The 13,078-nt window shown below is 57.2% G+C and carries 12 protein-coding genes and 1 pseudogene; 6 read left to right on the top strand and 7 right to left on the bottom strand.

Translation table 11 applies throughout. The features are described from left to right. Positions 1–61 precede the first annotated feature (61 nt). Positions 62–1,534 carry a helicase HerA-like domain-containing protein gene (locus tag FEZ21_RS09455; protein WP_003442606.1) on the bottom strand — a complete coding sequence of 491 codons (1,473 nt, stop codon included), beginning with the start codon at positions 1,532–1,534 and terminating at the stop codon, positions 62–64. A gap of 196 nt (positions 1,535–1,730) precedes the next feature. Here FEZ21_RS09455 and FEZ21_RS22860 point away from each other — a divergent pair. The 4 genes and pseudogenes from FEZ21_RS22860 to FEZ21_RS09440 all read left to right on the top strand — a co-directional run. Next, positions 1,731–2,762 (top strand): annotated as a pseudogene (locus tag FEZ21_RS22860) (cache domain-containing protein); the annotation flags it as partial. Between the two features lie 18 nt (positions 2,763–2,780). Continuing rightward, positions 2,781–3,620: a methyl-accepting chemotaxis protein gene (locus tag FEZ21_RS22855; RefSeq protein WP_369826387.1), complete on the top strand. Its 840-nt coding sequence runs from the start codon at positions 2,781–2,783 to the stop codon at positions 3,618–3,620. A 130-nt stretch (positions 3,621–3,750) separates the two neighbouring features. Then, positions 3,751–4,863, top strand: a complete 1,113-nt coding sequence (locus FEZ21_RS09445) for a glycosyltransferase family 1 protein (protein ID WP_160626936.1) — start codon at positions 3,751–3,753, stop codon at positions 4,861–4,863. Beyond that, positions 4,856–5,623: a DUF2334 domain-containing protein gene (locus FEZ21_RS09440; RefSeq protein WP_160626935.1), complete on the top strand. Its 768-nt coding sequence runs from the start codon at positions 4,856–4,858 to the stop codon at positions 5,621–5,623. Before FEZ21_RS09445 ends, FEZ21_RS09440 begins: the two co-directional genes overlap by 8 nt. 7 nt (positions 5,624–5,630) lie before the next feature. Here FEZ21_RS09440 and FEZ21_RS09435 read toward each other — a convergent pair whose 3' ends face one another. Then, the gene (locus FEZ21_RS09435) at positions 5,631–5,828 is read right to left on the bottom strand and encodes a hypothetical protein (protein ID WP_010655774.1); all 198 of its coding nucleotides are present in this window, start codon (positions 5,826–5,828) and stop codon (positions 5,631–5,633) included. Between the two features lie 115 nt (positions 5,829–5,943). Then, positions 5,944–6,792, bottom strand: a complete 849-nt coding sequence (gene purU, locus FEZ21_RS09430) for a formyltetrahydrofolate deformylase (RefSeq protein WP_003442621.1) — start codon at positions 6,790–6,792, stop codon at positions 5,944–5,946. A 348-nt stretch (positions 6,793–7,140) separates the two neighbouring features. On the opposite strand from purU, the gene mvaT reads away from it, so the two are divergent. Further along, entirely contained in the window at positions 7,141–7,518 is a 378-nt protein-coding gene (gene mvaT / locus FEZ21_RS09425; RefSeq protein WP_003442624.1) for a histone-like nucleoid-structuring protein MvaT, read from the top strand. 80 nt (positions 7,519–7,598) lie between these two features. On the opposite strand, the gene sbcB is transcribed toward mvaT, so the two are convergent. The 3 genes from sbcB to FEZ21_RS09410 all read right to left on the bottom strand — a co-directional run bounded on the left by sbcB (position 7,599) and on the right by FEZ21_RS09410 (position 10,022). Beyond that, a complete protein-coding gene (gene sbcB / locus FEZ21_RS09420) occupies positions 7,599–9,044 on the bottom strand; it encodes an exodeoxyribonuclease I (RefSeq protein WP_003442627.1) in 1,446 nt (481 codons plus the stop codon). A gap of 61 nt (positions 9,045–9,105) precedes the next feature. Further along, positions 9,106–9,465 (bottom strand): PilZ domain-containing protein, encoded by a 360-nt coding sequence (locus tag FEZ21_RS09415; protein WP_003442630.1) that lies wholly within the window; start codon positions 9,463–9,465, stop codon positions 9,106–9,108. Between the two features lie 176 nt (positions 9,466–9,641). Beyond that, positions 9,642–10,022, bottom strand: a complete 381-nt coding sequence (locus tag FEZ21_RS09410; RefSeq protein WP_003442634.1) for a tol-pal system YbgF family protein — start codon at positions 10,020–10,022, stop codon at positions 9,642–9,644. Between the two features lie 153 nt (positions 10,023–10,175). On the opposite strand from FEZ21_RS09410, the gene pyk reads away from it, so the two are divergent. After that, positions 10,176–11,627 carry a pyruvate kinase gene (gene pyk, locus FEZ21_RS09405; RefSeq protein ID WP_003442637.1) on the top strand — a complete coding sequence of 484 codons (1,452 nt, stop codon included), beginning with the start codon at positions 10,176–10,178 and terminating at the stop codon, positions 11,625–11,627. A gap of 253 nt (positions 11,628–11,880) precedes the next feature. Here pyk and prpF read toward each other — a convergent pair whose 3' ends face one another. After that, on the bottom strand, positions 11,881–13,071 hold the full coding sequence (prpF, locus tag FEZ21_RS09400; RefSeq protein ID WP_003442640.1) for a 2-methylaconitate cis-trans isomerase PrpF: 1,191 nt from the start codon (positions 13,069–13,071) through the stop codon (positions 11,881–11,883). Positions 13,072–13,078 lie beyond the last annotated feature (7 nt).

The following is a 13,078-nucleotide window of genomic DNA, read 5'->3' as shown; positions in this document are numbered from 1 at the left end:
AATGCCCGGCCAATCAGCTGAGTCGGGCTGCTGCGCAACCCTTCCCAGCCTACGCCAGCCACTACTTGCGTTTGCTGCCACCCAGCAATGAGCCCAGCAACCCGCGAACCAACTGCCGCCCCATCTGGCCCGCCGCCTGACGCGCCATGGATTGCAATGCTTTGCCAGCCGTTGAGCCCAGGAAGTCCCCGGCCTGATCCAGAAGACCCGGTTCCTGTGGCTTGACTTGCTCCTGCGGTGCTACGCCCTTGCGGGCCAGCAACACTTCGTAGGCCGACTCCCGGTCAATCGGTTTGTCATAGCGCCCTTGCAACGGCGAACCGACAATCAAGGCCGCCCGCTCAGCCTCGGTCAGCGGGCCGATCCGCGATTGCGGCGGTGCAATCAATACTCGCTGAACCATGGCCGGCGTGCCTTTTTCTTCAAGCATGCCCACCAACGCTTCGCCGGTGCCCAACTCGGTCAGCACCGCCAGCGCATCGAAAGCCGGGTTAGGCCGAAATCCGTCGGCTACAGCCCGTAACGATCTCTGCTCTTTAGAGGTAAAAGCCCGCAGTCCATGCTGAATCCGCAAACCCAGTTGCGCGAGCACAGTGTCCGGCAAGTCCGCTGGCGATTGCGTTACAAAGTACACACCAACACCTTTGGAACGAATCAGACGTACCACTTGCTCAAGGCGGTCCTGCAATGCTTTGGGCGTCCCGGCAAACAGCAAATGGGCCTCATCGAAAAACAGCGCCAGCAAAGGCTTGTCGGCATCCCCGCGCTCCGGCAACTGTTCAAAAAGCTCCGCCAACAGCCACAACAGGAACGTGGCGTAAACCTTGGGCGCTTCATGCACCAGGCGACTGGCATCGAGCAGGTGAATCCGGCCGCGACCGTCACTGGTCGGCTGCAGAATGTCTTCCAGTTGCAGCGCCGGCTCGCCGAACAAGGCCTCGGCGCCCTGCTGTTCAAGTGTTGCCAGGCGCCGCAGCAGGGCCTGGCTGGAACCGGTGGTCATCAAAGCCGCGTCATCGCCCAGCACCTGGGGGTTGTCGCGCAGATGATTAAGCAAAGCTTTCAGGTCTTTTAGATCAAGCAGCAGCAAACCCTCGCGATCTGCCACTTTGAACGCGGCATACAGGGCCGACTGCTGGCTGTCCGTCAACTCCAGCAGACTGCCCAGTAGCAGCGGTCCCATTTCACTCAATGTTGTGCGTAATGGATGACCGGTCTTGCCTTGTATGTCCCACAACGTAACCGGATACGCCTTCGGCTGATAATCGAGCCATGGCATGCCGGCAATCCGCTCGGCAATTTTGCCCTGAGGGTTGCCGGCCGCACCCAGCCCACAAAGATCGCCCTTGATGTCAGCGGCAAATACAGCCACGCCAGCATCGCTGAACTGTTCAGCCAGGCGCTGAAGGGTCACGGTTTTACCTGTCCCCGTGGCGCCCGCCACCAGGCCATGACGGTTTGCCAGGCGCAAAGACTGGGCTACGGGCTGACCCGCAAGGTCAGCACCAAGAACAAGAGCAGATAAGTCCGGCATTTTTCCACCTTTGATTAATCTTTCGCGATCGCGAGTCGATACATCCTTAATGCTAGATCAGATAAAACCGGATTTAGCGTAGGAAACAGTACTGACAAATATAGAGCCCATTCAGGTTCTGACAGTGATTTGTCGCATGGGCATGTTTCCACAGAGTAGGCCTCAAACTTTTAGACCTTAGCGGACCCTTCAAGCCATGAATAAAAACCTGCGTTTCAGCCATAAAATCCTGCTTGCCGCGTCCCTGATCGTAATAGCCGCCTTCTCGCTATTTACGCTGTACAACGATTACCTGCAACGCAATGCCATTCGCAATGATCTGGATAACTATCTGCACGAGATGGGCAACATCACAGCCAATAACATTCAAACCTGGATGGGAGGGCGGATTCTGCTCACGGAAAATCTTGCAGAATCCATAGCCATTGCTTCAGACCCAGCGCAAGTGGCCAGCCTGCTGGAACAAAAAGCCCTGGGCAGCACCTTTATGGCAGTCTACTTTGGCGACAGCCAGGGCGACTTTACCATTCGCCCCAACAGCAAGATGCCCGAGGGCTTCGACGCCCGCACGCGGCCCTGGTACAAGGACGCGCTCAACAGCAGCAGCGCAAGCCTGACCGAACCTTATATAGATGCTGTAACCGGGCAGATGATTATCTCCATCGGTACCGCGGTGAAAAAGGCCGGGCAAACCCTGGGCGTGGTCGGCTCGGACCTGACCCTGAAAACCATCGCTGACAGTATCAACACCCTGGATTTCGATGGCATGGGCTTTGCCTTCCTGGTGAGTGCCGACGGCAAAATCCTGGTTCACCCGGACAAGGATCTGGTGTCGAAGAACCTGAAGGATATTTACCCGCAAAACACACCATCGATCAGTCCGGTTATCAGCGAAACCGAAGCCAATGGCAAAACACGGATCGTGACCTTTAGCCCGGTCAAAGGGCTGGGTTCGGTCAACTGGTATGTCGGGCTGTCTATAGATAAAGAACAAGCCTTCGCAATGCTCAGCACATTTCGCACGTCAGCGATCATTGCCACCAGCATTGCCCTGGTCTCGATCATCGCCCTGCTCGGCCTGTTGATTCGCCTGTTGTTGCAACCTTTGCATGTGATGACCCGCGCGATGCAAGACATCGCTGAAGGTGAAGGTGACCTGACCCGGCGCCTGGTGGTTGAATCCAACGACGAGTTCGGCACCCTGGGCAGCGCTTTCAACCGCTTTGTCGAGCGCATTCATACCTCCATGAGCGAAGTATCATCGGCTACCGAACAGGTAAACGAAGTCGCCCTGCGGGTGGTCAGTGCTTCCAATTCATCGATGCTCAACTCTGACGAACAGGCAAGCCGCACTAACAGTGTTGCAGCAGCGATCAACGAGCTGGGCGCAGCTGCCCAGGAAATCGCCCGCAACGCTGCCCTGGCCTCGCATCAAGCCAGCGACGCCCGCGGCCTGGCAGAAGAAGGTCAGCAAGTGGTCGAGCGCAGCATCGGCTCGATGCAGCAGCTGTCGCAAATGCTGGGCACCTCCAGTAGCCACATCGAATCACTGAATGACAAGACAGTGAACATCGGCCAGATCCTTGAAGTGATTACCAGCATTTCCCGGCAAACCAACCTGTTGGCGCTCAATGCCGCGATTGAAGCCGCCCGCGCCGGTGAAGCCGGACGCGGCTTTGCCGTGGTCGCTGACGAGGTGCGCAACCTGGCGCACCGCACCCAGGAGTCGGCGCAGCAAGTACAAACCATGATCGAGGAGCTGCAAGTCAGCGCGCGCGCATCGGTGAGCACCATGGAGGAAAGTCAGCGCCACAGTCAGGACAGTGTGGAAATCGCCAACCGTGCAGGCGAACGTCTGGTCAGCGTCACCGAGCGCATTGGCGAAATTGACGGCATGAACCAGTCGGTCGCTACCGCCACGGAAGAGCAAACCTCGGTGGTTGAGTCGATCAATATGGACATCACCGAGATCAACACCCTGAACCAGGAGGGCGTCGAGAACCTGCAATCCACCCTGCGAGCCTGTACGGACCTTGAACAACAGGCCGCACGCCTCAAGCAACTGGTGGGCAGTTTCCGCATCTGATCGCCCTGCACTCAACGCGTAACCCCGCACTTGGCGGTTACGCGTTTTTTACCCGGCTCAATTCCTGCGAACATCTATCATCCATTAAGGTCAACCCCATGGACGATAGACATTTAAAGGGCTCAAGGCCGTGCATATTGCTGACATCACCATGTTCTATGCGCCCGCCAGTGGCGGCGTGCGCACTTATCTGGACGCCAAGCACCGACGCCTGAGCCGTTTGCCGGGCACCCGTCACAGCCTGCTGGTGCCGGGCAGCAACCGGACAGTGCACGACGGCATATACCAGGTCCCCTCCCCGGCCCTGCCATTTGGCAACGGTTTTCGGTTCCCGATCCGCCTGGCGCCCTGGTGCAATATTTTGCAAGACCTGCAACCGGACCTGATCGAAGTCGGCGACCCCTACCTCACCGCCTGGGCCGCACTCGATGCCCGGCGGCAGCTGGACATACCGGTCATTGGCTTTTATCACTCGGATCTGCCGCTGCTGGTGCGCAACCGCATGGGCAACTGGCTGACACCCAATGTAGAAGCCTATGTCAGCCGGCTGTACCGGCATTTCGACCGGGTCCTGGCCCCGAGCCAGGTCATGGCCAACAAACTTATCGGCCTGGGGGTCGACAATGTGTTCGTGCAACCCCTGGGCGTCGACTTGCAGACATTCAATCCTCAGCACCGTGACCCCGATCTGCGTGCAGAGCTGCAGATAAGCCCTGACGCCCATTTGCTGATTTTTGCCGGGCGCGGCGCCAAGGAAAAAAATCTCCCGGTTCTGCTCGACTGCATGCGCGACTTGGGCCAGAACTGGCACCTGCTGCTGGTGGGCTCACAGATGCCATCCCTGGTGCCGGATAACGTGACAGTCATTGACGACTTCTGCCCCCCCGCTCAACTGGCCCGCCTCATGGCCAGTGCCGATGCTCTGGTACATGCCGGAGACCAGGAAACCTTTGGCCTGGTCATTCTCGAGGCCATGGCCAGCGGCATTCCGGTGGTGGCCGTTGACGCCGGGGCCTTCAGGGAAATCGTGCACGATGAGGTGGGTCTGCTGTGCCAACCGAACAACCCTGAGGCGATGGCCAACGCCGTCCGTGAGCTGTTCGCCAACAATCCGGCGCAACTTGGCCGGCAGGCCCGCCAACGGGCCGAACTGCATTACTCCTGGGATCGCGTGGTGCAGGATCTGCTGGTTCATTATCACGCATTGACCGGCACCCATCAGGCGGTACCTGTCCATGTCTGATCCGGTGGTGGCGCTGGTGCTGCACGATGTCGCCCCGCAAACCTGGGCCGATTATCAACCGTTTGTCGAAGCTGTCGATGCCATGGGCGCAATCCCGATCACCTGGCTGGTGGTTCCGGACTTTCACCATGGCGGCTCTTTGGCCAGTGCCGACCAATTGCGCAACATGCTCGACAGCCGCGTGGCCAGGGGCGACGAACTGGTACTGCATGGTTACTTCCATGCCGATGACATGCCTGCACCGCGCACCCCGCGCGATTGGTTCATGCGCCGGGTGTATACCTGGGAGGGGGAGTTCTACAAATTGTCCGAAACCCAGGCACTGAACCGGCTGGAGCGTGGGCTTGAAGTATTTGAGCGCTATCAATGGCCAGTCCGCGGCTTTGTTGCCCCGGCGTGGTTGATGAGCGAAGGCACACGCCTGGCCTTGCGCCAACTGCCCTTGAGTTATACCAGCGATCAACAGCACCTTTATCGTCTGCCCGATTTTTCAGCCATTGATGCGCCGGGGCTGGTCTGGAGTGCTGGCAGTGCATGGCGTCGAGGGGTGTCAAAAGTGGTGTGCGATCTGCGTGAACGCCAGTGGCAAAATGCACCCTTGATACGACTGGGCCTGCATCCTGTGGATATGCGCCATGGATTCTCCCGCGATTACTGGCTTGAAACCCTCAAGCGTCTGATCGACAGCGGCCGCAGGCCCGTCACCAAAAGCGCATGGCTCGACTCTTTAAGTGCGCCCACAGGCTCGTCGCCAGCATGAGTTCATCTCAGTCAGCAGTCGGTGAGAGCGTATCCGGGGGTTGATCGTCGGGAAGTTGCGGGTGTAACGCCAGCCACAAGGCCCGGGCATCTGAAAACTCTGTGCCGTCCTGCGGGCTTAACGCTTGCGGGTCGTAACGGCTTAGACAGCCCTCACCCAGGGTTGCCGGTGCCGTGGAAGTGGCTTTATCGAACGGATCGGTCATGACACAAATCCTTTGAAAGATTTTATGTTGCACTAACCCTGGGTGTAGTCGCTGCAGAGCAACGAAGACTGCGATACAGGAGCCGGTCAGCCGGCCCCTGTAATCGATTGCGGCATCAGAACACTACGGTTTTATTGCCGTGCACCAGTACACGGTCTTCGAGGTGATAGCGCAGGCCACGGGCCAGCACCATCTTCTCGACATCACGACCGAAACGCACCATGTCTTCAATACTGTCGCTATGGCTGACGCGTACGACGTCCTGCTCGATGATGGGACCGGCGTCCAGTTCTTCGGTCACATAGTGGCAGGTTGCACCAATCAACTTTACACCGCGCATCGAAGCCTGGTGATAAGGCTTGGCCCCGACAAATGACGGCAGGAAGCTGTGGTGAATGTTGATGACCTGGCCGGCATATTCGCGACACAGATCCGGCGGCAGAATTTGCATGTAGCGCGCCAGAACCACGACCTCGGCAGCATGATGCTTAACCAGACGCGAGACTTCGGCGAAGGCCGGCTCTTTGTCTTTCGGGTCAACCGGCACATGGTAAAAAGGAATGCCGTGCCACTCGACCATACTGCGCAAGTCATTGTGGTTGGAAATCACGCACGAGATATCACAGTCCAGTTCATCGCTGTGCCAGCGGTGCAACAAATCTGCCAGACAGTGGGATTCGCGGCTGGCCATCAAGACCACGCGTTTTTTTTGTGCGGTATCGGTAATGCGCCACTCCATCGAAAACTCTTCGGCGATCGGGGCAAACGCCTCGCGAAAAGCGTCAAGTCCAAATGGCAGGGAGTCGGCACGAATCTCGTGACGCATAAAGAACCAGCCGCTTTGATCATCCGAGTGGTGGCTCGCTTCAGTGATCCAGCCATTGTGTGAGGCCAGGAAATTACTGACCTTGGCAACAATACCAACGCCGTCGGGGCAGGCGATCACCAACCGAAAAGTGCGCATCAGGGAAAAACTCCAAAACTTTACTAAGGCCGCCATTCTAGCGAGTGCGCAGCAAAACTACAGTCTTCCTTGAGGCTTATTGCGTGCGCCCCAGGGTCGCATCACCCACCTGCTACGCCTTCGGGAGCGGGGCCTTCAGGGTTTTTATTGGTGAACCAGGACATTTATTAATCTTTCTTAACATTCACCTGACAACGGCTTATTTAATAGCGCTGATATAGGAATGGGAAAATGTTAATAATTAAATTTTAAAATTAATCGAGCCTTGCATATTTACTTGCAGTAACTGTCTGACTATTATTGCATCACTGTCTCCCTGTAAACCCTTTCCAACATAAGGTTATCCTCATGTCCCTGATCAACGAATACCGTGCAACTGAAGAAGCGATCAAAGAACTGCAAGCTCGCCTGAAAAACCTGTCGGAAGACGACAAACTTCAAACCGAGCTGGAATTCGAAGGCAAACTGCGCACGCTGATGGGCGAATACCAAAAATCGCTGCGCGATATTATCGCCCTTCTGGATCCGGAAGCCAAAGTAAGCAAAGCACCACGCGGTGTTGTTAAAACCACCGGCACCAAACGTGCCCGCAAGGTTAAACAATACAAAAACCCGCATAACGGTGAAGTGATTGAAACCAAAGGTGGCAACCACAAGACCCTGAAAGAGTGGAAAGCCAAGTGGGGCGGCGACGTAGTTGAAGGCTGGGCAACTCTGCTGGACTAAGTGCCCCCTTCGCGCTGCGTTATGCACCGCTAATAAAAAACGCCAGCTTGCTGGCGTTTTTTATTGCCTGCCTTTTAGTGTCAGTCCTGCGCCTGCGAGTTCATCCCCAGACGGCGGCCAAGACCTTGCGCATAGCGCTGCCATTCACTCAACAGCTTCAGTTGGGCGGGCTTGGCACTGCGTGACAGCTCCAGCGCTGCGCGGGTGAAATCATCCAGGGTCAGGGGTGCGCCCATGGCCGGGTCGGTCAAGCGCTGCCGACAGAACAATTGCCAACGCTCAAGTTCTTCCGCGCTCAAGGTATGGGGGAAGTTTCGCGCACGGTAGCGAAACAATAATTCAGGTAAACGCTCGTCATCAAAAGGCCAAGTAGTACCTGCTAATTGCTCCGGATCACTGAGCCTGACTTGCTCACACAATCGACGATCACGCTCACCGAGAAAACCGTCATACAACTGTTGCTCGGGATCGGCAGCGGGGACGAAATCTTCGCTGGCATAAATAGCCGATAACTTGTCCTGCCAAACTTGCTGAGCCTCAATAAGCGTCGCCGCACGCGCTTGATAAAGCGCCATGTCCAGTTGCAAACGCTGTTGATCCTGGGCCCGCACTACATTCAAGGGGGCCACCACCGGACAACGGTTAACATGTATCAGCTTCAGCGCAACCGGCTGCTGGCCTTCAGCCAAGTCTTCGCGCCGGGTATAGAGCATCTGGCGCAAGGACTCTGCATCCATGTCCAGTAATGGCTGAGGATCAAAATGCAGATCGTACACAATCAGTGCATTGCGGTTTTTTGGATGCCAGGCCAGCGGCAATACCACCCCCGCATAATGCCTGGCCGCAGAGAAGCGCCCCGAAATATGCAGCATGGGTTGCAATAACCGAACTTGATCAAGCACCCGCTGTTTCGTGCGCAGCTTGAATAACCACTCATACAACTTGGGTTGCTTGTCACGAATCAGCCGCGCCAACGCGATGGTGGCCCTCACATCGGACAAGGCATCATGGGCCTGGCCATGATCAATCCCGTTGGCAGCCGTCAAACGCTCGAGCTTGAGGGTCACTCGCCCCTCGTCTTCAGGCCAGACAATTCCTTCCGGACGCAGGGCATACGCGGTTCGCACTACATCAATCAAATCCCAGCGACTGTTGCCGCCCTGCCACTCGCGGGCATAAGGATCGAAGAAATTCCGGTACAGGCTGTAGCGCGTGACTTCGTCATCGAAACGCAAGGAGTTGTAGCCTGCGCCACAGGTGCCGGGCAATGCCAGTTGCGCGTGGGTGCGGGTCATGAACTCGGCCTCCCCCAGGCCCTTGTCTTCCAGGCGCCCGGGGGTAATACCGGTGATCAGGCAAGCCATGGGGTGAGGAAGAATATCGTCACTGGGCTGGCAATACAGATTGAGCGGCTGATCAATCTCATTGAGGTCGACATCGGTGCGGATACCGGCAACCTGCACAGCCCGATCGCAGCGCGGGTTGATGCCGGTGGTTTCATAGTCGTACCAAAAAATAGAGGTCACGGGGTGTTCCTGAGCTGTAGACCCCGTCAGTCTAGGCGCTCAAACCGGTGCAAGGCCAGACCTAAGCCGAGGCCTGTAACGGCAGGAAACTGAAATACTCGCGCAAGCTGTCGATCAGCACGAGGTATTGCGCAGGAGGCTGATACAGCATAAAACCGGAGTCGTAGCACTGTGGGCTGACGTCTTCAATGCACCACAGGCATCGTGCCGTCAGATCCACCAGCTGCAGCTCCCCGTCAGGCCCGGGCACTTGCAGCCTGAGTTCAAAATCAGCTCCCACCAGCAGCGGCAACTGGCTGATCAGCATCAGCCCACCCTCGGACACATTGCCCAGATACCCGATAGGTTTGCCTGTAAACCGGTTGAGCACGCCCAGGAAGCCTGTCAGTTGATGACGCTGGATACGGCGATCTATAACCATGGCGAATATCACTTTGAAAGGCCATTAAGCATGACCGCGCTACTGCCTGAAATGTTCCGCAGCTCGCTCTCAGGCCAACCAGCAGACATCGATACCTTTATTAATCCATAAAAAGCCCGGAATACTCTAACAGCAGCACAGCGATATCATATAGCCACTAGCCAGTTGATACTTCATCAAATGGTAGCAGGCAGTGCCGGAGTCGCTCCTGCACCGGGGCCCGGAATGAATTTAAGAATTCTCAACGTCTCGATCCTCGCCTTGGCGCGATAGGCATACTCGCTCTTCGGGAACTCATTGATGATGTACTGATAGGTCTGGGCAGCGTCCAGATAGAACTTGGTTCGTTCCAGGCATAGTCCGCGCAACATTGCAGTCTGCGGCCAGATATACGGGCGACTGCGGCTCTCGCGATCCACCTCGGACAACTCCAGCATCACCGCTTCGCAATTACCCCGGTCATAGGCACGGTAGGCACTGTTCAGGTGATGATTCATCGACCAGCGGGTACAACCGACGACACTGCCGGCCATCAATAGAATGAGCAAAAAACGCATGGGGATCTCCTGTTCTTAACACTGTATCGACCCCGCGGGAAAATTCTTCAAGCTGCGGCACCACAACTTAAGTCGAAAGTAGTGCAGAGGAACAATGACTACAGCCAAAGACCATAGTAGCCTTTGGCTGCGCTTGAACTCAGGAGTCTTTGCATGTCCGTTCGTCGAACTAAAATCGTTGCCACACTTGGCCCTGCCAGCAATTCACCGGAGATGCTGGAACAGCTGATCCTCGCTGGCCTGGACGTCGCCCGTCTGAACTTTTCCCACGGAACCCCGGATGAGCATAAGGCTCGTGCCAAGCTGGTGCGTGAAATCGCTGCCAAACATGGCCGTTTCGTTGCCCTCTTGGGTGACCTGCAAGGCCCGAAAATTCGTATCGCCAAATTCGCCAACAAGAAGATCGAGCTGAAGGTCGGTGATCAATTCACCTTCTCCACCAGCCATCCGTTGACCGAAGGCACCCAGCAAGTAGTCGGCATCGACTACCCGGATCTGGTCAAGGACTGCGGCGTCGGCGACGAGCTGCTGCTCGATGACGGCCGTGTCGTAATGCGTGTAGACACCGCCACCGATGACGCCCTGCACTGCACCGTGCTGATCGGCGGCCCACTGTCTGACCACAAGGGCATCAACCGTCGCGGCGGTGGTCTGACCGCGCCGGCCCTGACTGAAAAAGACAAGGCTGACATCAAGCTGGCTGCCGAAATGCAAGTCGACTACCTGGCCGTGTCGTTCCCGCGGGACGCCGCCGACATGGAATACGCCCGTCAACTGCGTGACGAAGCCGGCGGTACTGCCTGGCTGGTCGCGAAGATTGAACGCGCTGAAGCCGTAGCGGATGACGAAACCCTCGACGGGCTGATCAAGGCCAGTGACGCAGTAATGGTTGCCCGTGGCGACCTGGGCGTGGAAATCGGCGATGCCGAGCTGGTGGGCATTCAGAAGAAAATCATTCTGCATGCACGCCGCCACAATAAAGCGGTGATCGTTGCGACCCAGATGATGGAGTCGATGATCCAGAACCCGATGCCCACTCGCGCCGAAGTGTCCGACGTTGCCAACGCCGTTCTCGACTACACCGACGCCGTGATGCTCTCGGCTGAAAGTGCTGCCGGCGCTTACCCGCTGGAAGCGGTACAGGCCATGGCGCGGATCTGTGTCGGCGCTGAAAAGCATCCGACCAGCAAAACCTCCAGCCACCGTATCGGCAAGGTTTTCGAAAGCTGCGACCAGAGCATTGCGCTGGCGGCCATGTACACCGCCAACCATTTCCCTGGCGTCAAAGCGATCATCGCTCTGACCGAAAGTGGTTACACGCCGTTGATCATGTCGCGCATCCGTTCTTCGGTGCCGATCTACGCGTTCTCCCCGCACCGTGAAACCCAGGCCCGTGCTGCCATGTTCCGTGGCGTTTACACCGTGCCGTTCGACCCGGCATCGCTGCCGCCAGAACAAGTCAGCCAGGCTGCCATCGACGAACTGCTCAAGCGTGGCGTCGTAGAAAATGGCGACTGGGTCATCCTGACCAAGGGCGACAGCTACCACACCATCGGTGGCACCAACGGCATGAAGATTCTGCATGTCGGCGACAAAATGGTTTAAGTCCCACAGGACTTGAACTAAAAAGCCCCGCAACGATGAGCAAAGCTGTTCACAGAACTAAACCCTGCCGTTGTAGGAGCGAGCTTGTCTCGCGATGATTGTTAACGAAAACGCCGTGTTTACAGATTAAACACGGCATTTCGAGACCATCGCGAGGCAAGCTCGCTCCTACAGTTGAGATAGCAGTCGTTTAGGCGAACAGCATTGCGCAGCGATGCGGGGCTTTTTTATGCGTCGGATTCAGCAATCAGGGTTAAAAGGCATCGCCCGGTACCCGCACCCAACCTTCCATCAAAACCCGCGCGCTGCGGCTCATGATGGCTTTGGTAACTGTCCATTCGCCATCAACCTGCTGCGCCTGCGCGCCCACCCGCAAGGTGCCCGAGGGATGACCAAAACGCACGGCGCTGCGCAACTCGCCGCCCGCGGCAAGGTTGACCAGGGTGCCCGGAATCGCTGCCGCAGTGCCAATCGCCACCGCCGCCGTCCCCATCATCGCGTGGTGCAACTTGCCCATCGACAATGCCCGCACCAGCAAGTCCACACTCTGTGCAGGCACCGGCTTGCCGCTTGATGACAGGTAATCGGTCGGCCCGGCAACAAAGGCCACCTTGGGCGTGTGCTGACGCTTGGCCGCATCTTCGAGCCTTTCAATCAGGCCCATGCGCAACGCACCATGGGCACGAATGGTTTCGAACATGGCCAGGGCTTTCGGATCGCCGTTGATGTCGTTTTGCAGCTCGGCACCGGTGTAACCGATGGCTTGGGCATTGACGAAAATGGTCGGGATACCGGCGTTGATCATGGTGACTTTCAAGGTGCCGAGCCCTGGCACTTCAAGGTCGTCAACCAGGTTGCCGGTAGGGAACATCGAACCCCCTGCACCCTCCTCGTCAGCCGCCGGATTAATGAACTCCAGCTGCACCTCGGCGGCAGGAAAGGTCACCCCGTCGAGCTCGAAATCACCGGTTTCCTGGACTGCGCCATCGGTGATCGGTACATGGGCAATAATGGTTTTGCCAATATTGGCTTGCCAGATACGCACCACGGCCGTGCCGTTTTGCGGGATACGGGCCGCATCCACCAGGCCGCTGCTGATGGCAAACGAACCGACGGCCGCCGACAGGTTGCCGCAGTTGCCGCTCCAGTCCACGAACGGCTTGTCGATCGACACCTGGCCAAACAGATAGTCGACATCATGATCGGCTTGCAGGCTTTGGCTGACGATCACGGTTTTGCTGGTACTGGAGGTCGCCGCGCCCATGCCGTCAATTTGCTTTTCGTACGGGTCCGGGCTGCCGATTACCCGCAACAACAGGGCATCACGGGCCGCGCCCGGAACCTGGGCCACGGCGGGCAAGTCAAGCAGACTGAAAAACACCCCTTTACTGGTACCGCCGCGCATATAAGTCGCAGGGATTTTGATTTGCGCTGCATAGGCCATAAAACTG

The sequence above is a fragment of the Pseudomonas sp. 9.1(2019) genome (genome assembly GCF_009910445.1).
Taxonomy (GTDB): domain Bacteria; phylum Pseudomonadota; class Gammaproteobacteria; order Pseudomonadales; family Pseudomonadaceae; genus Aquipseudomonas; species Aquipseudomonas paraversuta.
This window is presented reverse-complemented; position numbering and strand designations above follow the sequence as displayed.

What these genes read in the sequence shown, in the direction of transcription:
- FEZ21_RS09455 (WP_003442606.1), bottom strand. Translation starts at nt 1,534, where the DNA reads ATGCCGGACTTATCTGCTCTTGTTCTTGGTGCTGACCTTGCGGGTCAG.
- FEZ21_RS22855 (WP_369826387.1), top strand. Translation starts at nt 2,781, where the DNA reads ATGAGCGAAGTATCATCGGCTACCGAACAGGTAAACGAAGTCGCCCTG.
- FEZ21_RS09440 (WP_160626935.1), top strand. Translation starts at nt 4,856, where the DNA reads ATGTCTGATCCGGTGGTGGCGCTGGTGCTGCACGATGTCGCCCCGCAA.
- FEZ21_RS09435 (WP_010655774.1), bottom strand. Translation starts at nt 5,828, where the DNA reads ATGACCGATCCGTTCGATAAAGCCACTTCCACGGCACCGGCAACCCTG.
- purU (WP_003442621.1), bottom strand. Translation starts at nt 6,792, where the DNA reads ATGCGCACTTTTCGGTTGGTGATCGCCTGCCCCGACGGCGTTGGTATT.
- mvaT (WP_003442624.1), top strand. Translation starts at nt 7,141, where the DNA reads ATGTCCCTGATCAACGAATACCGTGCAACTGAAGAAGCGATCAAAGAA.
- FEZ21_RS09415 (WP_003442630.1), bottom strand. Translation starts at nt 9,465, where the DNA reads ATGGTTATAGATCGCCGTATCCAGCGTCATCAACTGACAGGCTTCCTG.
- FEZ21_RS09410 (WP_003442634.1), bottom strand. Translation starts at nt 10,022, where the DNA reads ATGCGTTTTTTGCTCATTCTATTGATGGCCGGCAGTGTCGTCGGTTGT.
- pyk (WP_003442637.1), top strand. Translation starts at nt 10,176, where the DNA reads ATGTCCGTTCGTCGAACTAAAATCGTTGCCACACTTGGCCCTGCCAGC.
- prpF (WP_003442640.1), bottom strand. Translation starts at nt 13,071, where the DNA reads ATGGCCTATGCAGCGCAAATCAAAATCCCTGCGACTTATATGCGCGGC.